20 protein-coding genes are annotated in these 22,187 nt (G+C 39.7%); 9 read left to right on the plus strand and 11 right to left on the minus strand.

Annotated elements, in window-relative coordinates; all coding sequences use genetic code 11:
* The first annotated feature begins 1 nt into the window (after position 1).
* The 4 genes from N477_RS11775 (at position 2) to N477_RS11790 (ending at position 6,916) form a co-directional block, all read left to right on the plus strand.
* The gene (locus N477_RS11775) at positions 2–283 is read left to right on the plus strand and encodes a YeaC family protein (protein WP_063362201.1); all 282 of its coding nucleotides are present in this window, start codon (positions 2–4) and stop codon (positions 281–283) included.
* A complete protein-coding gene (locus tag N477_RS11780) occupies positions 273–2,951 on the plus strand; it encodes a DUF349 domain-containing protein (protein ID WP_063362200.1) in 2,679 nt (892 codons plus the stop codon). Before N477_RS11775 ends, N477_RS11780 begins: the two co-directional genes overlap by 11 nt.
* 568 nt (positions 2,952–3,519) lie before the next feature.
* Complete coding sequence (locus N477_RS11785; RefSeq protein ID WP_081216480.1) at positions 3,520–6,330, plus strand: bifunctional aconitate hydratase 2/2-methylisocitrate dehydratase; 2,811 nt, start codon at positions 3,520–3,522, stop codon at positions 6,328–6,330.
* Between the two features lie 364 nt (positions 6,331–6,694).
* Complete coding sequence (locus N477_RS11790; RefSeq protein WP_063362199.1) at positions 6,695–6,916, plus strand: hypothetical protein; 222 nt, start codon at positions 6,695–6,697, stop codon at positions 6,914–6,916.
* Between the two features lie 119 nt (positions 6,917–7,035).
* Here the strand turns inward: N477_RS11790 and N477_RS11795 are convergent, their stop codons facing one another.
* Positions 7,036–8,736, minus strand: a complete 1,701-nt coding sequence (locus N477_RS11795) for an AMP-binding protein (RefSeq protein ID WP_063362198.1) — start codon at positions 8,734–8,736, stop codon at positions 7,036–7,038.
* Between the two features lie 513 nt (positions 8,737–9,249).
* On the opposite strand from N477_RS11795, the gene N477_RS11800 reads away from it, so the two are divergent.
* Positions 9,250–9,588: a hypothetical protein gene (locus tag N477_RS11800; protein WP_063362197.1), complete on the plus strand. Its 339-nt coding sequence runs from the start codon at positions 9,250–9,252 to the stop codon at positions 9,586–9,588.
* 404 nt (positions 9,589–9,992) lie between these two features.
* Here N477_RS11800 and N477_RS11805 read toward each other — a convergent pair whose 3' ends face one another.
* Together N477_RS11805 and N477_RS26675 are read right to left on the minus strand one after the other, a co-directional pair.
* Positions 9,993–10,301, minus strand: a complete 309-nt coding sequence (locus N477_RS11805) for a hypothetical protein (protein WP_155731874.1) — start codon at positions 10,299–10,301, stop codon at positions 9,993–9,995.
* Between the two features lie 80 nt (positions 10,302–10,381).
* Positions 10,382–10,615, minus strand: coding sequence for a transposase (locus N477_RS26675; protein ID WP_063362195.1), 234 nt, complete (start codon positions 10,613–10,615; stop codon positions 10,382–10,384).
* Positions 10,616–11,080: 465 nt separating this feature from the next.
* On the opposite strand from N477_RS26675, the gene N477_RS11815 reads away from it, so the two are divergent.
* A complete protein-coding gene (locus N477_RS11815; RefSeq protein WP_063362194.1) occupies positions 11,081–11,344 on the plus strand; it encodes a hypothetical protein in 264 nt (87 codons plus the stop codon).
* 428 nt (positions 11,345–11,772) lie between these two features.
* The gene (locus tag N477_RS11820) at positions 11,773–12,351 is read left to right on the plus strand and encodes a hypothetical protein (protein ID WP_063362193.1); all 579 of its coding nucleotides are present in this window, start codon (positions 11,773–11,775) and stop codon (positions 12,349–12,351) included.
* Between the two features lie 96 nt (positions 12,352–12,447).
* On the opposite strand, the gene N477_RS11825 is transcribed toward N477_RS11820, so the two are convergent.
* The 3 genes from N477_RS11825 to N477_RS11835 form a co-directional block, all read right to left on the minus strand.
* Positions 12,448–13,041 (minus strand): HAD-IB family hydrolase, encoded by a 594-nt coding sequence (locus N477_RS11825; protein ID WP_063362192.1) that lies wholly within the window; start codon positions 13,039–13,041, stop codon positions 12,448–12,450.
* A 260-nt stretch (positions 13,042–13,301) separates the two neighbouring features.
* A complete protein-coding gene (locus N477_RS11830) occupies positions 13,302–15,335 on the minus strand; it encodes an EAL domain-containing protein (protein WP_063362191.1) in 2,034 nt (677 codons plus the stop codon).
* Between the two features lie 147 nt (positions 15,336–15,482).
* Positions 15,483–16,379: a TIGR01777 family oxidoreductase gene (locus tag N477_RS11835; protein WP_063362190.1), complete on the minus strand. Its 897-nt coding sequence runs from the start codon at positions 16,377–16,379 to the stop codon at positions 15,483–15,485.
* Between the two features lie 148 nt (positions 16,380–16,527).
* Between N477_RS11835 and N477_RS11840 the strand changes: the two genes are divergently transcribed.
* Entirely contained in the window at positions 16,528–17,559 is a 1,032-nt protein-coding gene (locus tag N477_RS11840; protein ID WP_063362189.1) for an AI-2E family transporter, read from the plus strand.
* Here the strand turns inward: N477_RS11840 and N477_RS11845 are convergent.
* The 5 genes from N477_RS11845 to N477_RS11865 all read right to left on the minus strand — a co-directional run bounded on the left by N477_RS11845 (position 17,549) and on the right by N477_RS11865 (position 20,587).
* Positions 17,549–17,962 (minus strand): hypothetical protein, encoded by a 414-nt coding sequence (locus N477_RS11845; protein ID WP_063362188.1) that lies wholly within the window; start codon positions 17,960–17,962, stop codon positions 17,549–17,551. The two genes, N477_RS11840 and N477_RS11845, sit on opposite strands and share 11 nt — an antisense overlap.
* Positions 17,946–19,289, minus strand: coding sequence for an ATP-binding protein (locus N477_RS11850; RefSeq protein WP_063362187.1), 1,344 nt, complete (start codon positions 19,287–19,289; stop codon positions 17,946–17,948). Before N477_RS11850 ends, N477_RS11845 begins: the two co-directional genes overlap by 17 nt.
* Positions 19,283–19,957 (minus strand): response regulator transcription factor, encoded by a 675-nt coding sequence (locus tag N477_RS11855; protein ID WP_063362186.1) that lies wholly within the window; start codon positions 19,955–19,957, stop codon positions 19,283–19,285. The genes N477_RS11850 and N477_RS11855 overlap by 7 nt, the downstream gene beginning before the upstream one ends.
* Before the next feature lie 2 nt (positions 19,958–19,959).
* Positions 19,960–20,208, minus strand: coding sequence for a PepSY domain-containing protein (locus N477_RS11860; protein ID WP_063362185.1), 249 nt, complete (start codon positions 20,206–20,208; stop codon positions 19,960–19,962).
* Between the two features lie 79 nt (positions 20,209–20,287).
* The gene (locus tag N477_RS11865) at positions 20,288–20,587 is read right to left on the minus strand and encodes a YciI family protein (RefSeq protein WP_063362184.1); all 300 of its coding nucleotides are present in this window, start codon (positions 20,585–20,587) and stop codon (positions 20,288–20,290) included.
* A 175-nt stretch (positions 20,588–20,762) separates the two neighbouring features.
* On the opposite strand from N477_RS11865, the gene N477_RS11870 reads away from it, so the two are divergent.
* Entirely contained in the window at positions 20,763–22,187 is a 1,425-nt protein-coding gene (locus tag N477_RS11870; protein WP_063362236.1) for a sodium-dependent transporter, read from the plus strand.

The following is a 22,187-nucleotide window of genomic DNA, read 5'->3' on the forward strand; positions in this document are numbered from 1 at the left end:
GATGAATGTAGATAATTTGGTAAGTAGCATTACCCCAGAAGTATTCGAACGCTTGCAGTATGGTGCCTCTACAGGTCGTTGGCCTGATGGCACTGAATTAACTGAAGCACAAAAAGAGCAAACCGTTCAACTCGTCATGTTGTATCAGGCAAAAATCGCTAAATCTAACGAGCAGTTTACGATAAATGAAGACGGTGAGATGGTTCAAAAATCGAAACGCGAATTGCAACAAGAATTTAAAGCAGAAAACGAAATAGCTAGGTTCACTGAAAATGATCTTTAAACACTTATTTACACCTAAATGGAAGCACCCTAAGGCGCAAGTGCGCTTAGCGGCGGTGGATAAATTAGATACAACCAAGGATGTCGAAGCGCTAACAACTTTAGCCCTAGAGGACGACTCAATTCAAATAAGAAAAAAAGTCCTTAACAAGATTGATGATTTAGGTCTCTGGTGGAAAGTCTATAAGCAGGATCAAGAGCTTAAAGATATTGCTGAGCAGCATATTAGCCAAGCTGTATTATCTGGTTCCCAGATGTTAAGTAATGATATTCGTGAAGAGTATATCGATAGGTATGCACCACAAAAGACCTTAGAAAAGTTGGCTTTTTCAGACATTGCGCAGACTCAGAAAGTCAAGTTACTAAAACGTATTGCAAACGCGCGCCTAATTGAAAAAGCCTTCAAAGAAGGTGAAGAAGCACTGCAAGTTTCCCTACTGGAACTCGTGTATCAATACGACTTAACCAAAGCTGTGCTGAAAAGCGCGCAAGGTGATGCGAAAAGTCAATTAGACGCGCATCTGGAGCAGGCTCGTTTGGCAAAAGTGATGCCAAAACAAGTTGCTGAGCAGGTTAAATTGATACTTGCAAAATTCAATGCTCTGAGAGAGAAGCTTGACTACCAAGTCGTCAATACTCAATTTAACGAATTGAGCCAGCAGTGGCAGAGTCTTGAATTAAAGTGGCTTGATGAAGAAACGCTCAATGTACAGTCGAGCAAGTATCAAGTCCTGACCGAAAAGCTGACGGCTCATATTGAAAAGCTTAAAGCACAGTTTGATGCTGATTTGGCCGCTGAAAAAGCGCAACAAGAAAAGCAACAAGCTCTGGCTGACTACGCGACAAAAGTAGATGCTTTTGAAGCTGTTTTAAATGAGGCCGTCAGTAAGCTAGATGTTGAATCACAGGCTATGCTTCAGAGTCAGTTTGAACAACTTCAAAGTATGCTCAATGAATCTGAATACAAAGCAGAGGTCAAAGGTTTATTGCAGCGTTTGGTTAAGTTAGAGACGTTACTTAACACACTGCCTGAGATGATTGCCGCGACGAAAGAGTTTCAAGTTACACTTGAGCAGCTGAAACAAATCGAAGCAAGTGATGATTTAGCGCAATTAGACGAATTATTAGCGGCGCAAAAATCTGCATATCAGGCATGTAATGCTTTATTAAAGTCTTTACCGAGCGAGTTAAAGCAAAATGCGAAAAGCGAGCTTGCTGAAGTGTCCAAAGTATTTTTGGACGCGATGAAACCTTTAGTTGAGCAGCAACAAAAGCTACTAAAAGAAGCTCGTAAGAAAGCGCGTGACGTGCAGAGGTTAATAGAGCAAGGTCGTTTCAACATCGCCTTCGGTGTATTTAACGGTTTGTCTGAAAGCTATGAGTTATTAACTGAGTCACACAAAGAGCAAGTAAGCAAACAGTATGAAGGCTTGCAAGCACAGCTGGCTGAATTTAAAGATTGGCAAAAGTATGCATCTGCACCGAAGCGCACGGAATTGCTTGCGCAATTAGATGAAAAGCTTGCTGAAACCGACATTGATCCTAAAGTAAGAGCGTCTGATGTTAAGATGCTTCGTATTCGCTGGAATGAACTTGGCCGCATTGAAAGTGAAGAGGAAAAACAACAAGCTAAAGTCTTTGATGAAAAGATTGAGTTACTATTTGCACCTTGTCGCGCATACTTTGCAGAGCAAGAGGAAGCACGCAAGCAGGTGATCGTCGACCGTGAAAAGCTGATCACGCATATGCAAGAACTTGAACACTTCTCTGTCGAAGAAGAGGGCAGTTGGCGTAAGCTTGAAAGTCAGTTTAATCGTATCAACAAGCTGTGGAGAGGCGCAGGTAGTTTAGATGCACAAACTTATCAGGCTTTAAATAATCAGTATCGTGATGCTTATGGCAAAGTGAATGGACGTTTAAAAGCGCATCATCAAAATAATGCTGAGCAAAAACAAAAATTGGTTGATGAAGCATTAGCGCAGGTTGAGAGCGATAATGTCGCTGAGGCATGTGAGGTACTGAAATCATTGCAAAAGCAGTGGCAAGGTATCGGCTTTGCGGGTAGCAAAAACGAACATGTATTATGGCAGTCGTTTAGACAACACAACGATGCTGTATTTGCTAAGCGAGAAGAAATAGTTGCTCAGCAAAAACGCGAAAATGCGGCATTAGAAGTAGAGCAACGTCAACAGTTAGCCAATTTCGATAGTTTGGTCATTGACGCGAAAACACAATCAGAGTTGACTCAGTTGCAAGAGCAGATCAGCAATCTGGAAGTGCTTGGTGGTTTGAACAAAATCAAAAAGTCACTGCTTGAACAGGTTGAAGTAAAACTCAACGAGCTATTCTCAACCTTGAATCGTGAAAAGTTTTCCGAACTTGTTACAGCAGTTGAAAATAACCAGGAAATTCCTGCTTGCTGGCAAGGCAAAAACACCATGGATATCAGTGCAGCACAGTTATTATTGAGGCTTGAAATTTTAACTAATGTAGAATCTCCAGCAGATGAGCAGCAGGCTCGAATGGCGGAGCAGGTCGCGCTGTTAGACGAGAAGCTTCAAGGTGAATCTCGCAAGCTTGATTTTTACTTGGTAAGCTATTTTGCACAAGCTAAGATTGAAGGTATTGAGTTCAATTCAAGCCGAATTTTAAGTGTGCTAAACGCATAATATGAAAGGCCCTGTTTAGGGCCTTTTTCTTTTCTATCTCGTGTTGTCGACATCGAGTCTAAATCACAATTTTTATACAAGCATCGTGCAAAGCTCTATTTTGTTTTATTTTTATCAATCAAAAGTTTCTCGCCTTTTTAATCAATTGCAGTCGTTTTAATTTTTGGTATTGTTTTGAACAGCAAGTTCAACCTTATTTCTCTGAATTTATTGATTTAATTCCATCTATTTATATTTCTAGAGCAAGTGTAAGGTTGTTAGCGATGAAACTTATGCTTTCAATTGTGCAGTTATTGGCATTAATTGGTTTGAAATTGAGCGTTCTGTCATCTACTTTTAGCGAGGAAAGTGACAAATATTTATCTCGGAAATAATAATCATTATCACATAACTGGTATTTATACCGCCCATTAACTTTATAAATTAGCGTAACCTAGTGAATTTAGTGTATTTTGCGGCGCAAACTAATACTAAAAAGTGCTTTTTAGTTAAATGATTACTAGCGCTTTAAATTTAGGGTAAAATAACCCTGATTTATATATGCGTATTACTGCCTGACGAGGTTCATATGAGTTTGTATACTGAGTACTTGGAAGAAATCCAAACCCGTAAAACGGAACTTGGACTTAACCCAAAACCAATTGATAGCGCTGATTTGCTGTCAGAAATTATCGCCCAAATTAAAGACACAGAGAACGAGCACCGCGAAGATTCTCTTAAATTCTTCATCTACAACACACTTCCTGGCACAACTAGCGCAGCTGGTGTAAAAGCACAATTCCTAAAAGAAATTATTCTAGGTGAAGAAACTGTCGCTGAAATCTCAGCTGAGTTTGCTTTTGAACTACTTTCACACATGAAAGGTGGTCCTTCAATTGCTGTGCTTCTTGATCTTGCATTTAGCAATGATGCAGCAGTTGCAAAGCAAGCTGCTGATGTACTTAAAACACAAGTATTCCTATACGATGCGGATACTGCTCGCCTACAAGAGGCTTTCAAAGCAGGTAATGCCGTTGCTAAAGATATTTTAGAAAGCTACGCGAAAGCGGAGTTCTTCACTAAGCTTCCTGATGTTGCTGAAAAAATCGAAGTTGTTACTTTCATCGCGGGTGAAGGTGATATTTCTACTGACTTACTTTCTCCGGGTCACCAAGCGCACTCACGTGCAGACCGTGAACTTCACGGCCAATGTATGATCACACCTGAAGCACAACAAGAAATCGTTGCGCTTAAAGAAAAGCACCCTAACGCGAAAGTGATGCTTATCGCAGAGAAAGGTACAATGGGTGTTGGTTCTTCACGTATGTCTGGTGTGAACAACGTAGCACTTTGGGCAGGTACTCAAGCAAGTCCATATGTACCATTTATCAACATCGCGCCAGTGGTTGCGGGTACTAATGGCATTGCACCTATCTTCCTGACTACTGTTGATGTAACCGGCGGTATTGGTCTTGACCTTAAAAACTGGGTTAAGAAAGTAGATGCTGATGGCAACACAGTGACTGACGAAAATGGCGACCCAGTATTAGAAGAAGCATATTCAGTAGCAACTGGTACAGTGCTTACTATCGATACTAAAGCTAAAAAGCTTTTCAATGGTGAAGAAGAACTAGCAGATATTTCATCTGCGTTCACACCACAAAAAGTTGAATTCATGAAAGCGGGTGGTTCTTACGCAGTTGTATTTGGTAAGAAGCTTCAAACACTAGCGGCAGAAACGCTAGGTGTTGATGCGCCGACTGTTTATGCACCTTCGAAAGAAATCTCACACGAAGGTCAAGGTTTAACAGCGGTTGAAAAAATCTTTAACCGTAATGCGGTAGGTGTTGCTTCAGATGCACCATTACACGCTGGTTCTAACGTTCGTGTGAAAGTGAATATCGTAGGTTCACAAGATACAACGGGTCCTATGACGTCACAGGAGCTTGAAGCAATGGCTGCTTCAACGATTTCTCCACTTGTTGACGGTGCATACCAGTCTGGTTGTCACACCGCGTCTGTATGGGATAAAAAAGCGCAAGCGAACATTCCAAAGCTTATGGCGTTCATGAACAAGTTCGGCCTTATCACTGCTCGTGATCCGAAGGGCATCTACCATTCAATGACTGACGTAATCCATAAAGTATTGAATGATATTACAATCGATGACCGCGCAATCATCATCGGTGGTGACTCACATACACGTATGTCTAAGGGCGTAGCCTTCGGTGCTGACTCTGGTACCGTTGCACTTGCACTAGCTACGGGTGAGTCGGCTATGCCAATCCCTGAGTCTGTAAAAGTGACGTTCAAAGGCAGTATGGCTGAGCACATGGACTTCCGTGATGTTGTTCACGCAACTCAAGCACAAATGCTTAAGCAATTTGGCGGCGAGAACGTGTTCCAAGGCCGTATCATCGAAGTTCACATTGGTACACTCATGGCTGACCAAGCGTTCACTTTCACTGACTGGTCTGCAGAAATGAAAGCGAAAGCGTCAATCTGTATTTCAAACAATGAAACGCTTATCAAGTCAATTGAGCTTGCTAAGAGCCGTATCCAGATCATGATCAACAAGGGTATGGAAAACGAAGCGAAGACGCTACAGGGCCTTATCGACCTTGCTGATGAGCGTATCGCAGGTGTTAAATCTGGCGAGCAACCAGCGCTTGCACCAGATGACAATGCTAAATACTATGCTGAAGTAGTTATTGACCTAGACGAAATCGTTGAGCCAATGATTGCTGACCCTGATGTAAACAATGAAGACGTATCTAAGCGTTATACGCACGATGTAATTCGCCCTGTTTCATACTACAACGACAAGCCAGTAGATCTAGGTTTCGTTGGTTCTTGTATGGTTCATAAAGGCGATATGCAGATCATTGCACAGATGCTACGTAACCTTGAGAAGCAAAATGGTTCGATTGAGTTTAAAGCACCTCTAGTTGTTGCGCCACCAACATATAACATTGTTGACGAGCTAAAAGCAGAAGGTGATTGGGAAGTGCTAGCTAAGTACGCTGGTTTTGAGTTTGACGATGAAAAGCCAAAAACAGCAGCACGTACTAAGTATGAAAACATCCTTTACCTAGAGCGCCCAGGGTGTAACCTATGTATGGGTAACCAAGAGAAAGCTGAACCTGGTGACACTGTAATCGCAACGTCTACACGTCTATTCCAAGGCCGTGTTGTAGCTGATACATCAGAGAAGAAAGGTGAGTCACTACTTGGTTCAACACCATTAGTAGTGCTTTCAACTGTATTAGGTCGCTTCCCAACGATGGACGAGTACAAAGCTGCGGTTGAAGGTATCGACCTAACAGCATTTACTCCACTTGAAGAAGAGCTAACAACTAAGTTTGGTTCTGAGCAAGCAGTGCCTGTTAAAGTAGTTTAATCGTTACAGACTGACTACGAAAAAGCGCGTTTAAAACGCGCTTTTTTTATGGCTGCTCTTTGAGTAGCTAGCCTCAATTATAAATTATCTGCATTTGTTTATTGACTCCCATAGCTTCTTGTCACGGATTAATTATTAGCCCGTATACTTTGCTTTAAACTGTTGCAGCTTTGAGCTCAAAAGTGTGTTTTCTGCGGATTTGAGTGAGCCATAAAAGTAGAAGCTTCAATTAAAAGGCGAACTTGGTAGGTATTTTTGCTGTGCAAGTCTAAACTTTAGCTCTTCGGAATCGTTATGTAGTAACATAAGTAGAGTACTGTACTGTGCTCTTCACAAAGCGCTAATAATAAGGAGCTCAGGTATTATGAATGATCACAGCAGTTTTTATTTCCAAAGTTATGAGCAGTGGCGCCATGCGATCACTGTGCGTTGCAATATCACTCTCACTTCAGAATATGCACGAACGCGTATTGCTGCGTTAAATGATGCGAGCGATACCCATACAAAGGAATTTGCAGCAAAATATGGTGAGGCATACCTAAACCAGGTGATTGATTGGTTTAGTAGAGCAGAGCAAGAAGCCTAGTTTTATCAATTGTTGTAGCACTGCGTTCTACTCAAAGAAAATATATCAAAAATAAAGCGTAAGAATTGAGCCCAACCTTTATAAAATAGTTGGGCATTAGAGAGCGACTGTTCAACTTATCACGATTCTGTAAGCTCTTGCTCCATGGACTGGCGCATTTTAAACTTTTGCAGCTTACCTGTGACAGTCATAGGGTATTCTTCCACTACCCGGATATGCTTTGGTACCTTAAAATAAGCGAGCTTATCTTTAAGGTACGCTCTAATATTGTCCTTATCTATTTCGTGCTCTGGCTTTGATTGCAGCCAAACACAAACTTCTTCACCATACTTTTCATCATGTACTCCAAATACTGCGGCATCTTGAACACTGGGGTGATGATAAAGGACTTCTTCGATTTCTCTAGGGTAAATATTTTCACCCCCGCGTATGATCATTTCTTTGATCCGCCCGACAATAGTGACATAGCCATCATCGTCCATAACGCCTAAATCACCGGAGTGAAGCCAGCCTTCTTCGTCTATTGCCCCCTTTGTCTTTTGTTCATCTTGCCAGTAACCTTGCATGACGCAATAACCTCGGGCACATACCTCTCCAGTCGCGCCAATTGGCAAGGTGTTTCCTAATTCGTCTATGATTTTAACTTCCGTATGTGCCATAGCTTGTCCAACTGTGGTCACACGTTTTATGAGGGGCGCGTTGATGTATGTGATGTGATTGAGTGGGCTGCATTCTGTTTGACCATATCCGATTAACACGTGCTCCATGTGCATTTTATTTTGTACTTCGCGCATTACTTTTTCAGGGCAAGTAGAGCCTGCCATAATGCCTGTCCTTAAAGATGATAAATCGAAGCGGTCAAATTGCTCATGCTCTAACTGGGCGATGAACATGGTCGGTACACCATGAAGCGCCGTGCACCTCTCTTCTTCGACTGTTTGCAAAGTGATATATGGGTCAAAGCTGCTACTGGGAAAAACGGCACAGGCGCCCTGACTGATACACGCAAGGTTTCCTAATACCATGCCAAAACAGTGATATAAGGGAACTGGAATGCATAGCTTGTCTTTATCTGTTAGTTGCATTGCCTGAGCAGCTAGGTAAGCATTATTTAAGATATTGTGATGACTAAGGGTTGCGCCTTTAGGGTTGCCTGTTGTGCCTGACGTAAATTGAATGTTGATGGGTTCATTTGCAACGAGGTGTGTTGAGTATGCTTTTACATGCTCCAGATCTTGTGGTGTTACTCGCTCTAATAGTGACTCAAATAAGCATAAGCTTGGTAAATTAAGCGTACTTTCCTTATCACCTATGATCACGACATGGCTTAGGGTGGGTAATTTAGCTGCTTGCAACTGTCCAAACTGACATGATGATAGCTCAGGCGCTAGGCTTGTTAGCATTTCAATATAGTCACAGTGTTTACTATGGCCTGCCATTATAAGCATTTTGCAACCGACATTATTAAGTGCAAATTCAAGCTCTGACGGCCTATAAGCGGGGTTTATACACACCATTATTGCCCCAATACGAGCGGTGGCAAATTGCACTAATGACCATTCAAGACAATTGGGTGACCAAATACCGACTCTATCACCTGGGCGAATACCGCAATTGAGTAATGCAGCGGCAAGTTGATCAATACGCTTTAGATATTGTCGATAAGTGAGCCGAATATTTTGGTGCTTTACAATTATCGCGTCGTTATTGGGGAATTTATTTGCTATATGCGTTAAATAATCACCAATTGTGTGATTTAAGAGAAGAAGATCAGATGGACCTTGTTGGTGGCTGTATTGCTTTTTGTAATCTGTTGTCATAACGGTTTCAAATCCTTGTATCCATGATGCTTTCTTTGCCTGCTCTAAGTGACTGCAAACACGCTACCTTGTTATAAGGTATAGCTATAAGAAATATTAAAAGTGGGCAATATGCAAGCTGGACAAGGTGAGTAGTGCCTAAATTAGACTAAAGGAGTAATGCATTAGCTAATCTTGTAGGCGAAACGTCGTGTTCTCTAAAGTTTGTTAAGCTAAACACGCTTGAACTTTACTTCAGTACTTTGTATTAATGGGTTTTATTTATAATTTTTTTATTTAATTTTTTATATGATTTTTTATTTAATGAGTTTTTTGGGATTTAAAGCTTTTAAATATTTTCTTGCTTTCTTACCTTGTTGTTTTTTATATGAATTTTTATTTCTTTCTTGTTTTTTGTTTAGTTATTTTCATTTGTTTTAATATTAACATATTAATTTTAAATATCTTGTTGAGTTGAGAGTTTTTTTGTTTTATTTTGTTTTTGGTTTTTCAAATAAATAATAAGGAAATGTGATGAAAAAACTGTTATCTTTAATCTTCGCGTTGTCGCCGCTTGCTGTTTCTGCTAATTCAAGTGATGAGGGGTACATTGAATCATCAAGGTATTATGGTCCTATTACCATTTGTGAATATTATTGGACTGGTGAGTACCGTGGTGGTGGTGGAGGTGATGATCCATACCCTCACTCTGCTATTAGACCTGTTGATAGTACTGTAGAATATGAAGATCCAGATGTACATATTTTTAAAGTAAAAGGACATAGTTATAAATGCTTGGAGCCGATTTATATGGGCCCTTACAATCGCGTGTTTAAGTTGTTTGCAGCCCGCCGTACGACTGGGTATCTATAATTTTCAATAATGAATATGCATGGTTTTAATCATGCATATTATAAATTCATCTTTTTATCTTTTTATCTTTTTATCTTTTTATTTAAAAGTTGAAATGTGCTTTTAAATTAAAAAGATAAATAAACTCTTATTGTCTTTCTATTTTAATCCCTTATATCTAAATTGGTTTTAATTTTAATGTTGATTGACTTTTTTATACAAATAGAGCTTTACTCACTGTATTTTCACTTTTACTGATATTCAGTTATCCCTAACTTATTCATCGTGTTGAGTACTGAAGATACAAGGTTTTAACTTGTCCCCCGTGAGCTGTTTAAAATGATAAGCGTTCGTTTCAGTCAGTGAACGCTCTTGATAAGTAGGCTTTTTCTTCCATTGCTCAATACACATCTGATACAACAATATTATTGCGCAGTATCTTGAATGACCTTTCTCCTAATGTGGGGTGTTGTCCCTTGGAGGGTAAGCGCTACAACCCCTTTAGCTGCAATGTCATCATTGCAAGCGTGTGTATCATAAGCTTCTTGACCGGTTACCCGTTCAATGTTTTGGTATATTATGCGTAGTAAATTACCTAACACTTCACCATCAAAGACATTCGTCGTTGATAGCTCTGCGCTGACAATGTCATGATAGGTTGCAGTTAAAGCTAAATGTAACTTACGAAGTGCGGCGCTCGCTGGGTCGGTGTTCTCGTATATGCTATTTGCCACTGCCATAAACTTTTAGGCCAGTACTATCGACAATAATATCCGTGACTCCCTGTATTGTGGGCTTAGTTCGATATTGAACATTAAGCAGCCTTCTTGCTTGCAAAGACAGCTGTAACCTGAGGAGGAATAGGTGCATCCAATAAATTAAGGAGTAAGTTAACGAGCCCCTTAAGTGCTCGAAGAATCAGGCAAGCTTCAATTGTAAAGTTATTATATTTAATTGAACGGCCACGCCCACCATGTTTGTCTGTGGTTTGCCATTGTTGAGTTGCGTCATTACTGAGCCAAATAGCAATATTGCCACGCTGTATCAATGTGCGATTTTAGGCAGGCCAGTTTTTAATTTTCTTTGTCATGGTGACTTAGGTTACGTTATGTTTTTTGATCTGATCACGTAAAAGGCCAGAAGTTTAATTATTTAGGAAACAAGACCTCTGATCATGCAAAAGGTCAGAAGTTAGATTATTAAAGAAAAAAGGCCATTTTTTTCAATCTAAATGTTATCAAACCTTACTATAGTAATTTATATTAATGGTTTTTATTTATTTTACATTGTTATATTAAGAGGTTTTGATGCGTTTTTCGGTATTTTAATTTTCTATTTTCCTTTAGGTGTATGATTTCTATTTTTATTTTATTTTCTTTGTTGTGTTTGTTTTGTTATTTAAAATTTCTTCATAAATATTTTGATTTTTAAATGTGAGTTGATGTTTTTTGTTTTTTTGTTTAACTTTTGTTTTGGATTTTGATAAATGAACTGAAAAAGGAAATTAAATAAAATGAAAAAACAAATCGTATCTTTATTGTTATCAGTGCCATTATTAGCTGCAGTCTCTTCATCATCATTTGCGAGCGATGAAAGTGTAAAGGAAAGTGAAATTTTTAGCTCTACTTATAAGAAAATAACTGTTTGTGAATATGAAAAAGCATATGGTAGCGGCCCGCTATTTTTTGAGAGAACATATAATGGCCATATTTATTGTCCTACACGTATGAGGATAGGTAATTCTACTTACTTAATTAATAGAGAACGCTGGATTTAGAGATAAATTTTAATCGATTTTATTTATTTAAAACCCCGTATTTTCGGGGTTTTTACTTTTTTATAAATTTTTAATTTAATACGCTTTATTAATTTATGTTTAGCTTCTCAATTTTATAGGTTAAGTTATGCTGGTTGTTTAACATTTTGGTGATGATTTGTTGAAAAATTAAAGAAATTTTTTCTCTATTTTTATATAAATAAATCTGTTTTTTCTTTTTATGTTTGCAATTGAAATCAACTCGAAAAGAATGGTTGTTGATTAATTTTGTGGTTTAAAATTGGCCGGTGTGATTTTGTCATTTACAAACAATAAAGTGTAAACCCTTGTTTTTATTATAATTATTTTTCTGTAATCAAGTGTAATAGCCATTCTTTAGCGAGCAGCTAGCCTTTAATACGCTTAACAATATGAAATTAGGGAAAGTTATGTATTTAAAATCTATTTTATTCTTGGTAATCGCGCTATGGTTTGGTGAGTTAGATGCACATGAGTCAAAAAGCAATCCAGAAGCTATGATATCTAGCACTGTTGATACACAAGCATTTGAGTTTTATACCATGCTAGGTAAAGGTAATAGATGGCATATTGCTTATCATGTGAATAGGCGTTTGGCTGTGCACATTTTAAGTGCTTTAAATGCCCGAGGTGACCGAAGTTTATATGGGTTTCAAGCCGAAGACATAGATGGAATGGCACTTGTCTCAACGCAAATATATGATGTGTTTATGAATGGTAATGGTAACGGTTGGTACGAATGTGCTAGTGGCTTTGTTGTCACAGGCATGTATTTTTATGATGAGGGAGATAGAAGTGTCGAACGTTTTGAGTGTACTAGAGTATTGGGTAAAACCACTTACCCAATGTTTGACTACCAAAATGCAGATATAAATGGCCCTGTTGTTTGCGGAAAAATGCATGGTAAAGACACCTATACGACAGGTTTCTATTATCAAGATACCGGAGATGACCGCATTCGGTATATGCAGTGTGGCTATTTTTATTGATAAAAAATTCATGGGGTTGCTATTATCTATATAAGCAACTCTAAATTATTTATAGAGTTTTTTCTCTTTTCTAAGTGCTCATTTTTATCAATGATATTAAATAATTTGTTGACCCTGATAAAAACGAGTGTGGGCAATACTTAACATGGCACTATCTTCCTCAGTATCACCATACGCATAGATATGTTGATAATTTGAGATATTGATTTGCTTTTTGAGCAGGTCAACCTTTCTTATTCCACTACAATCTCCTTGAGTATAATTACCGGTATACTTCCCATCTACACACTCAAGCTCGCTGCATATCAAATTAATACCATGTTGTTTGCACCACAAAGACAAATAAGGGTGGAGTGACGCTGATATGACAAATACTGTATGTCCCTGAGATTGATGCCATTGTATTTTTTCAAGCATATTCTGCCTCATTAATGACGGCAGAACATGTTCGACGTAATCGTGCGCTTTGGACATAACATCGCTTTCAGATCGACGCCAAAATGCGACCTTAGATAGAACTGAACGGGTTTTATTTGCAGGTAACACATCCAGTTTATATAAAAGGATAACTGGAAGCAGAATAAAGTAACCTAAATACAGCCGGGCCTTGGGTGTTGAAAAGAATAAAAACTTGGTATAACAGTCTTCTGTTGTGATGGTGCCATCAAAGTCGAACAAAGCAAGTATCATATTTTTCCTAAAATTGTCCTGAACTGTGAAGTTGCATAGGTGACAGTTTAACGTAACGAATGTCTATGTTCACTTATTAAGGGCCAATGTATAAAATTATGACGCTAAAGCTTGTTAGCCCAAATATAAAAGGTCCGCTAATTAGTTTGCGAAGCATCTTAGTCAATAGTCAGTTCTTGTGATTACTTAATTAAATACACATAATCATGCGTTTAGGGTATTTTGCACTTATTTAAGCGTGCAAGTGCTCAAAGATAACCCTAATTGTGTTTGGAGGAGAAAGTTGCCTGATAAGAGATGATTTCTTGCTTGGGTAACGCCTTCTGATAATACCAGCCCTGTACAGTTTCAATTTGTAGACCGCGAACAAACTCTAATTGATGTTGTGATTCGACGCCTTCAGCGACTAAATGTTTATCCATTTTGTGGAGTAGCTCAACTACATAGGTATAAAAATCTGCACCAGATTCTTCTTGTGCATTGTCTAGTAGCGATTTGTCTAATTTGACTATGTCGATAGGTAGATCCGCTAACATCGATAAACTGGAGTAGCCGGTGCCAAAATCATCAATGACCGTTTCTATTTTTGCGGCACGCAGCTTGAGGATATTTTTAATAACCTTATTTTTATCGCTTAAGTAACCGGACTCGACAACCTCTATTTTTAGTTGATTAGGAAATTGATGAAACGTTTCGCATAGATAATTAATAAGTACATGGTCAGTCATGACCTTCGGGTTTACATTGATGCTAATGATTGGCAAAAAATCTTTTTTTCGAAAATATACAAGATCGCGCTGTGCTTGTTCGATGACCCATTTGTCAATGATGTCTGTTTGGTCATGTTTTATTAATGTATCTAAAAAATATGGACCGATTAAATTCCCATTAGGTTTTTGTAGTCTTAAGAGTGCTTCAAACCCACTGACGGATGCTGAGAGCTGACAAATCTGCGGTTGGTAATGCAACTTCAGCTTGCTTTCACTAATATCATTAAGCACTTGATTAAGCTCTTTGCTGGCATAGTCAATATCTCGTTGGTGGGCAATGAATGTAGACTCTCCCGTACTTCTTAATTGTTCAGAAATTTTTAGTTTATCGGTTAGCTTGTTAATTGCACTTTCAAAGTTAATTTGGCGGTTGTGCCAGTACAGGAAAGGGTAGTAGATGAATGCACTGGTGATAATTAAGCAACTTTGCAAAATAACACCTGACACACCTCCTGAGACTTTATAGCCGCTTATAAGCGCAGGAGTCATCCAGCTAATTTCAATGTTTGTGATATCAACCCAGCCATTACTTAAGACAAAGTAGGCTATTACAAAGTTAATGCTCGGAACTAAGATAAATGGTACAAGCATAATCGGGTTTAAAAATATAGGCAGGGCGAAAACAATAATCTCACAAAAATTAAAGACAGTGAAAGGAATAGAAAGCTTGGCTATATTGCGTTCATGGCCGCTGTGTTTAAGGCATAGAGCCGCTAAAATGAGCCCCGCGAAGCAACCTGTGCCGCTAATAAGCACAAAGGTATCATAAAACGTTTTTGCCGAGATCCCGGGTATGATCGGCTGTGACAAAAACTGAGGGCTCAGTAACATATCAAATGTATTATCGCCATGGATCCCAAGAAACCATAAACCATGTGTTATGAGCATTCTCTGATAAGTTAACCATGCAACTGAGGTATTGGTGGTTTCTGGCGTGATCCATAAAGCAATGATGTCGCCGATGGCAAAGAGGGTAGGCATAAAGAGATAAAAACTGAAAAAGACCAAAGAGAAAGGGATGATCGCTCGTAGCTTTTCGCTTAAAAAGTGACTGATACGATATAAATAGCCATCAAAGCTTGGCTGAATGCGCATACACAGTACCAGTAACAAACTACTAATACTTGGTATTATAATGGCAAATGGCGTTGCACCCGTGGGATTAAGCTCAAAGCCGGTATTTACTGAAATGATATACTGACCATGTAGTGAGAAGCTCAGTAAAGCGAGCATGGCACCAATGATCCCACTTTGCCCATAGTTTTTGCAGATAAAGAAGCCAATAGACGTGGCAACGATGAGTGGAAATAGACTCAAAATGAGCGCCGCACCATTAAATAGCACAGCGTATAACCCATTATTTTTGTTGATTAAATTGAAGAACAGCGCGCTGTTAATAATAAGCAATGCAAGCGCACTACTGACAAAATAAGGTAAAAGAGCAATAAAAGCTTCACGAAGCGAAAGTAAATACTTGCTTTGCAGTGTTGTTTGAATGAATTTATTGAATCGAGAGTAAGGCAATCATACGGCTCTTTGTAGATAGTATGTTTAAGTATAATCACACTATAGAAATCTGCATGTTCATGTGTGTGGTTGTAAACGATTCTTTTATAAAAGGCACAAAAAGGGCGTTCAAACTGCCAGCCCTTTTGGTTGGTACTTTATGAGTTAGTGCATTATTTGTTTCAATGCTTCTTCTAACGTTTGATAGCGGAATCTATAGTTTGCGTCCAGAGCTTTTTTTGGGATGACTTTTTGGCCATAAATAAGCAGGTCTGACATTTCTCCAAATGCCCATTTTAAGAAGCTTTCAGGTAGCCAGAAAAAAGCGGGACGATTGAGGACACTGGCAAGGCAATCTGAGAATTCTTTATTTGAAACTGGACTTGGCGCTGTTGCGTTAAACGCACCTTGTAATTCATCATGGCGGATCAAGAAAAGGATCAGTTGTATCATGTCATCAATGTGGATCCATGACATGATCTGCTCACCTGAGCCCATAGGTCCACCCATACCCCAAGAAAATGCGGGTAACATTTTTTTGAGTGCCCCTCCTCGGCGTGATAATACGACACCTGTTCGTAGCAAACAGACCCGAGTGTGATCACTTTGACTTTGCAGCGCAGCTTGCTCCCAGTCATGACACAATTGATGACTAAATTCATCGTGTGGCTGGTCAAAAGTTTCATCTACTGAGGTATCTGGGGCTTGTCTGCCGTAAAAGCCAATGGCACTGCCTGAAATAAAAGTATGGGGTGGTGTTTGGGCTGCATTGATATAGTCAGATATTTGTTTAGTGATGCCAACCCTGCTATCTATGATTGCTCGTTTACGATCATCACTCCATCGTTTGTCTGCGATAGGCTCTCCTGCCAAGTTAATGATGATGTCTATATCGTTGAAGTCAACTTTAGATAAACAGTCTACAAAGCGTGCGTTCTGCCCTAATAGCTGCCTTGCTTTAATCTCGTTTCTGGTCAAAACGATCAAGTCATATTTATTGACTAAAAACTTACAAAGTTCTTGCCCAATTAGCCCGGTTCCACCCGTGATCAATATATTCATTCCACGCTCAATTATGATTTGGTTTATGTATGTTTTTTAATTAGCCCTAGTGCTTTGAATTTAAATTCAATTACAATAGTAGCAGATACATATAAAAGTTATGTGTTAACTTTACCTTCAACGTTGCGACTTCGCATAAGGATCAACAGTGTCATCATTGACGGGAATAAACAAGAGCTTAGTTGTATTGGCCTCATTATTCATTGTATTGGCAGGTATAAAACTAGCAAATGACATAGTAGTGCCATTTATACTGGCTGCATTCATTGCGATTATTTGCAATCCACTTTTAAGATTTTTTGCCAGCTATCGCATTCCCAAAGGAGCAGCGATCGTGATTATTATAGCCTTAGTCGCGTTATTAGGGATGAGCCTAGCTGGATTAGTTGGACAGTCTTTAAATGACTTTTCTTTGCAATTACCGAGTTATCGTGAGGCACTTCAAGACAAATTTATTTGGTTAGTAGACACCGCTGCGAATTACAACATACTGATTGATAAGCAGCAGCTAATCTCATTGTTTGACCCTGGTAAGATGATAGATGTTGCAACTAATATGCTTGCTGGGTTTGGTGGTGTGATGGCCAACATTTTCTTAATTTTACTGACTGTCGTATTTATGCTCTTTGAAGCGCCTATGTTGAGCAAAAAAGTGCATCTGGCCCTTGATGATCCGCAAATGAAAATGCAGCAAATCGACCGTTTTTTAGATTCCATTAATAGCTATTTGGCGATTAAAACAGGTGTTTCACTGGCAACAGGTGTACTGGCTGGATTTTTACTATGGCTACTCGATGTTGACTACTTTGTACTTTGGGGGGTATTGGCGTTTTTACTGAATTATATTCCAAACATTGGCTCTATTATTGCGGCTGTACCACCTGTTTTATTAGCACTCGTAACACATGGACCGGTTGTGAGTGGCTTAGTAGCGGCTGGATATTTGTCTATCAATACCATTATGGGAAATATGATTGAGCCAAAATATATGGGCAAAGGCGTTGGGCTATCTACACTTGTGGTATTTGTGTCTTTGATATTTTGGGGATGGTTACTAGGTACCGTAGGCATGCTGTTATCTGTACCACTGACGATGGTAGTGAAAATAGGCCTTGAGAATAGCGAAGATGGTCGCTGGTTAGCGACCATGCTAGGCAGTTATGAAGAGTCTAAAAATTAGCTTGTAGTTCTTTGATATGCAGCTGTAAAAAGGATATTTTACAGCGCTTAAAGACTTTTGCTGCGCGTGTCGAGTTGGGTAGTTCTTTTAGATAACGCCATTTGCAGGCGTCGTCCATATAACGACTTTGGTTTGTGATACTACGCTGAATAATTGGCATGAGCTGGGTGTTACCGGTATTTTTTTCTAGCTCTTCAGTGTCCAAAACCAACTTATTTACCCAAGTTTGACGACTTCTTTCTAACAACTCAATATTGCTATCGAGGCACATTAAATACTTTTTTGCTTTTTGAGGGTGGTCAGATTCAAGGTGACTACAATCCCTCAACGCCTCAGTCCGAGCAAACGCGTCGATACTTGAAAAAACAGTAAAAAACAGAAAAATATTAATGGTTTTGATCATAGTTAAACTCAATTGTAAATTTGGCACCGCCAAGCTCACTGTAGTCAATAATGATTTGGCCGTGATAAGAGGCAACTAAATCCGACACAATTGCCATGCCAACACCGTGCCCTGCTTCATAAGTATCAAGTCTGGATCCGCGCTGTAAAAGTTCTTCTCGTTTGTTTTCAGGAATACCAGGGCCATCATCACCAATTATGAATGCAATTCCTTTCGTGGTGTCCGTTTTAACAGTAATATCAACTTTGTGCACACATGCTTTACAAGCATTATCGATGATATTACCTAAAATTTCCATCAAATCGGTTTTATCACCGAGAAAAGCGGCGTCATGCTCACAGGTTGCCGAGAACTTTATCCCTTTATCTAAATAGACTTTACCCATGGCATTGAGGATCGAATCTAGAACGGGTTTGACTTTGGTTTGCTTTTTCCAAGTGTCCGAAGCGCCAGTGGCTGCGCGTTTTAGCTGATGTTCGATCATCGCATTAATTCGATCTAATTGCTCTTGCGCTTCTGAGTCTGCCGCAAGTGGGCTGGACTTGAGCACTGCTAAGGGAGTTTTTAGTGCGTGTGCCAAATCGCTTAAAGATGCTCGATAACGCTCTTTTTGTCGCCTTTGTGAATCAAGTAGTAAATTAAGGTCAGCTTTGATTGTTGTTAGTTCGACAGGGTATAGACCATTTATCTTGTCCCGTTCACCAGATTCAACTTCTTTGATTTCTTTATCTAGTCGCTGTAAAGGGCGGGCATTCCAAACAAAGCCAAACGCCATGAGTGCGGCAATGACAACCCCCATAATCAACATCCAATTGACAAGGGTGTTTCTAAATTCAGACATTAATGCGAGTAGGGCAGAGTTCTTTTTTAATAAGATGAACTTGGCTTGTTGAGATTGATCGGCGTTACCCAATATAACCGTTAAACTGAGCTGCCAAAAATCTTCCCCGCTGTACCGCACTTTTTTGAATTCTGATGCCCCAGCTTGTGTTTGAGACACATCTGGGGTGACGGTAAGACTTACAGCGGACTCTGAGTACCAAACGAGGGTATTTTCTTGGTATACCAATGCGTAGGTATCTGAATTAAGCCGGTTTAACTCTGGAGCGAGGATCGTCCTCGGCATAGAAATGCCATCTGATACAAATTCGACTTCAGATATTAAAGAGTAGAGGTGTGCTTCAAGCGTTTTTTCTGTCGCATCAACTAAGGTTGCATGATAGGCGCGACCGATAGAGAAAAAGAGTGCTGGAAGCGCAATGATTAGAACAAAGACAAGGATAAATCCTTGCCTTATTTTGAGAGAGATCTGGGCGCTGCTTACCACTGAGTTTTAAACCTATAACCTCTACCTCGTAAGGTTTCCACCGGGTTCAATGTGCCATCAGGGTCAAGTTTTTTACGCAAACGTAGAACAAATACTTCGATAACGTTTGAATCTAGGTCAAAATCTTGGTCGTAAATATGCTCGGTCAACTCTGATTTAGAAATGACTTTGTGAGGATTGACCATCAAATACTCAAGCACTTTATACTCATATGCGGTTAAAGTCAGTTCTCGTTCATTGACGAAAACTTGCTGAGAGCGCGTATGCAGAGTGATTGGGCCAATGCTAATCTCAGGGTTTGCCTGTCCGGCACTGCGTCGTATTAATGCATTACAGCGTGCAATAAGTTCTTCAACATGAAATGGCTTAGTTAAGTAATCGTCGGCACCTGCATCCAACCCTTCAACTTTCTCTTGCCAGCGATCTCGGGCAGTCAAAATCAAAATAGGTATTTTGATCCCTTCAGCACGCGCACGTCTTATTAACTCGATACCATCTAGTTTAGGTAACCCTAAATCTACAACGGCTAAGTCAAGCGGATACTCAGTCAGGTGAAATAGACCATTTTCGCCATCATGGCACAGATCAACACTGTACTTTTCTTTCTCTAATACGTTTCTTAGGTTTTCGGCCAGTTGAACGTCGTCTTCAATTACTAAAATTCGCATTGTTAATCCTTCTTAACCTCACCCGTTACTTTGTGGACTTTCACATCAACTATTCTGCCGTCGCTTTGTAGAATACGTACAACAAAATAATCACCTTCAAGGGAAATCTTGAGTGTCTTCCCTGGCTGCTCGGTGGTTGCTAATTGTACGGCTTCTTTTTTGCTTATGGTGTCCTGCTGTGCTGCTTGTACCTGAGTCAATGTCAGGGAAAAAACCAGCATAAAAATCGCAAAACATAAGGGCAACTGCATTCTAAGCTCCACGTTTGGGTTGCTTAACATCATGTGACGAAGGTTAAGATGAGTTGTCTTAACCCGTGCTGAACTTTAGTTAAGGTAATACTTTCTTGTATGGTTTAACGACACTATCAGCGTAAACGCCTGCTTCGATATAAGGATCTGCTGCAGCCCATGCTTTCGCATCTTCTAAAGAAGCAAACTCTGCGATAACAAGAGAACCTGTAAAACCAGCTTCGCCCGGGTTCTCGTCATCAATTGCAGGAAGTGGCCCTGCAACAAACAGTCTATCTTCTTCCTTCAATGCATTTAAGCGAGCCAAATGAGCAGGTCTTGCATTCATGCGTTTTTCGAGCGAGTTTTCCACATCCGTTGAGTAAATCATGTAAAGCATAATAGTCAGAAATAATGCGTAATTAATTTTGTGTTTCGTATCATAGACTGGATTGTCCCTAAATGTAAATGAAATGACGTTATCTGATGAGAATCCTGATTTATACTTGAAATCCGCAGGCCATGGCTGTTACAGTCCTTCGACTATCGTGAAAAATAATAATAAGGTTGTTTTAATGAGTGCGAATCGCGAGCAATTTAGCTCTCGACTGGGTTTCATTTTGGCAGCGGCAGGGTCCGCTGTGGGGATCGGAAATCTGGTTGGGTTCCCAGTTTCTGCTGCAAAAAATGGCGGCGGTGCATTTTTAATCGTTTATGCGCTGTTTGTTATCTTCATCTGTTTACCCGTAATGATCGCCGAAATGGCGCTTGGTCGTAAGGCGCAAAAAGATCCATACGGTGCTTATCATTCACTTACAGGTGGTGATAAAAAGTGGTCGTTTGCAGGTGCACTAGCTGTGTTAACGCCGTTTATGATTGCGGTTTTTTACATGGTTATTACTGTTTGGATTTTTGGTTATCTGGTACAAACTGTTATGGGGAACTTGGACCAGCTAGCAAACCCAAATAACTTTGGTATTTTTATTAACGAGTATAGTGTTTTTGGCTATATGGCCGGTGTCGCTATCTTGGTGAATCTGATTTTAGTTGGTGGCGTAAAAGAAGGGATTGAAAAAGCTGCAAAGCTGATGATGCCAGCCTTATTTGTGCTGCTAATCGGATTAGTGGCCTATGTACTTACGCTCGACAATGCGATGGCTGGTGTGCGTTATTACATTGTTCCTGACTTTTCTAAAATGGATGCCAGTGTTTTAAATGGCGCGCTGTCACAAGCATTTTTCTCATTGTCACTTGGTATGGGTATCTTAATTACTTATGCGTCTTACATTTCTAAGAAAGAGGACATTGTCGGTAGCTCAAAAATGGTGGCAGTCACAGACTCGTTAGTGGCATTTATCGCAGGCCTAATGGTACTACCTGCCATTTTCAGCTTTAACCCTGACGTTAAGCTTGACGAGTTATCAGACTCCTCTGTATCTATGATCTTTGTGTACTTGCCTCAGTTATTCTTAACGATGCAAGCGGATATTGGCTATACAGGTGCATCGATTGTTGCGGGTATCTTCTTTTTATTGGTGTTCTTCGCGGCGATTACATCTTTGGTATCCATTGTGGAAGTGCCAACTGCAAGCCTAATGGAAGCCAAAGGTTACAGCCGTAAGAAGTCATTGACAGTACTTGCTGTGTCGACGGGTGTGTTAACTGTGATGTGTACCATGTCATTTGGTATGGTAGAGTGGCTGACGAAATTTACTCAGTATGGTGGCGTTGATAAGAGCTTCTTTGACATTGTTTCTGACGTATTCTATGACACGATTTTACCATTCAATGGCTTACTACTTTGTTTGTTTGTGACATACCGTTGGAGAAAAGCAAATCTGTCAGATGAGCTGTCTCAAGGTTGTGAAAGTTACAAAGGCAGCTTTATGGAGAAGTATGTCAACTTCTCGCTGTCGACGTTTATTCCAGTGATATTACTCGTGATATTCGTCAATACGGTTGCTACCAAGTACTTTGCAGTCAGCTTATTTGGTTTCTAA

It is taken from the genome of Pseudoalteromonas luteoviolacea H33-S (assembly GCF_001625695.1).
Classification (GTDB): Bacteria; Pseudomonadota; Gammaproteobacteria; order Enterobacterales; family Alteromonadaceae; genus Pseudoalteromonas; species Pseudoalteromonas luteoviolacea_B.

Coding starts and splice junctions, on each gene's coding strand:
- N477_RS11865 (WP_063362184.1), bottom strand. CDS start 20,587: ATGCTTTACATGATTTACTCAACGGATGTGGAAAACTCGCTCGAAAAA.
- N477_RS11835 (WP_063362190.1), bottom strand. CDS start 16,379: ATGAATATATTGATCACGGGTGGAACCGGGCTAATTGGGCAAGAACTT.
- N477_RS11845 (WP_063362188.1), bottom strand. CDS start 17,962: ATGATCAAAACCATTAATATTTTTCTGTTTTTTACTGTTTTTTCAAGT.
- N477_RS11785 (WP_081216480.1), top strand. CDS start 3,520: ATGAGTTTGTATACTGAGTACTTGGAAGAAATCCAAACCCGTAAAACG.
- N477_RS11855 (WP_063362186.1), bottom strand. CDS start 19,957: ATGCGAATTTTAGTAATTGAAGACGACGTTCAACTGGCCGAAAACCTA.
- N477_RS11825 (WP_063362192.1), bottom strand. CDS start 13,041: ATGATACTTGCTTTGTTCGACTTTGATGGCACCATCACAACAGAAGAC.
- N477_RS11790 (WP_063362199.1), top strand. CDS start 6,695: ATGAATGATCACAGCAGTTTTTATTTCCAAAGTTATGAGCAGTGGCGC.
- N477_RS11860 (WP_063362185.1), bottom strand. CDS start 20,208: ATGCAGTTGCCCTTATGTTTTGCGATTTTTATGCTGGTTTTTTCCCTG.
- N477_RS11780 (WP_063362200.1), top strand. CDS start 273: ATGATCTTTAAACACTTATTTACACCTAAATGGAAGCACCCTAAGGCG.
- N477_RS11870 (WP_063362236.1), top strand. CDS start 20,763: ATGAGTGCGAATCGCGAGCAATTTAGCTCTCGACTGGGTTTCATTTTG.
- N477_RS11820 (WP_063362193.1), top strand. CDS start 11,773: ATGTATTTAAAATCTATTTTATTCTTGGTAATCGCGCTATGGTTTGGT.
- N477_RS11815 (WP_063362194.1), top strand. CDS start 11,081: ATGAAAAAACAAATCGTATCTTTATTGTTATCAGTGCCATTATTAGCT.
- N477_RS11800 (WP_063362197.1), top strand. CDS start 9,250: ATGAAAAAACTGTTATCTTTAATCTTCGCGTTGTCGCCGCTTGCTGTT.
- N477_RS11775 (WP_063362201.1), top strand. CDS start 2: ATGAATGTAGATAATTTGGTAAGTAGCATTACCCCAGAAGTATTCGAA.
- N477_RS11795 (WP_063362198.1), bottom strand. CDS start 8,736: ATGACAACAGATTACAAAAAGCAATACAGCCACCAACAAGGTCCATCT.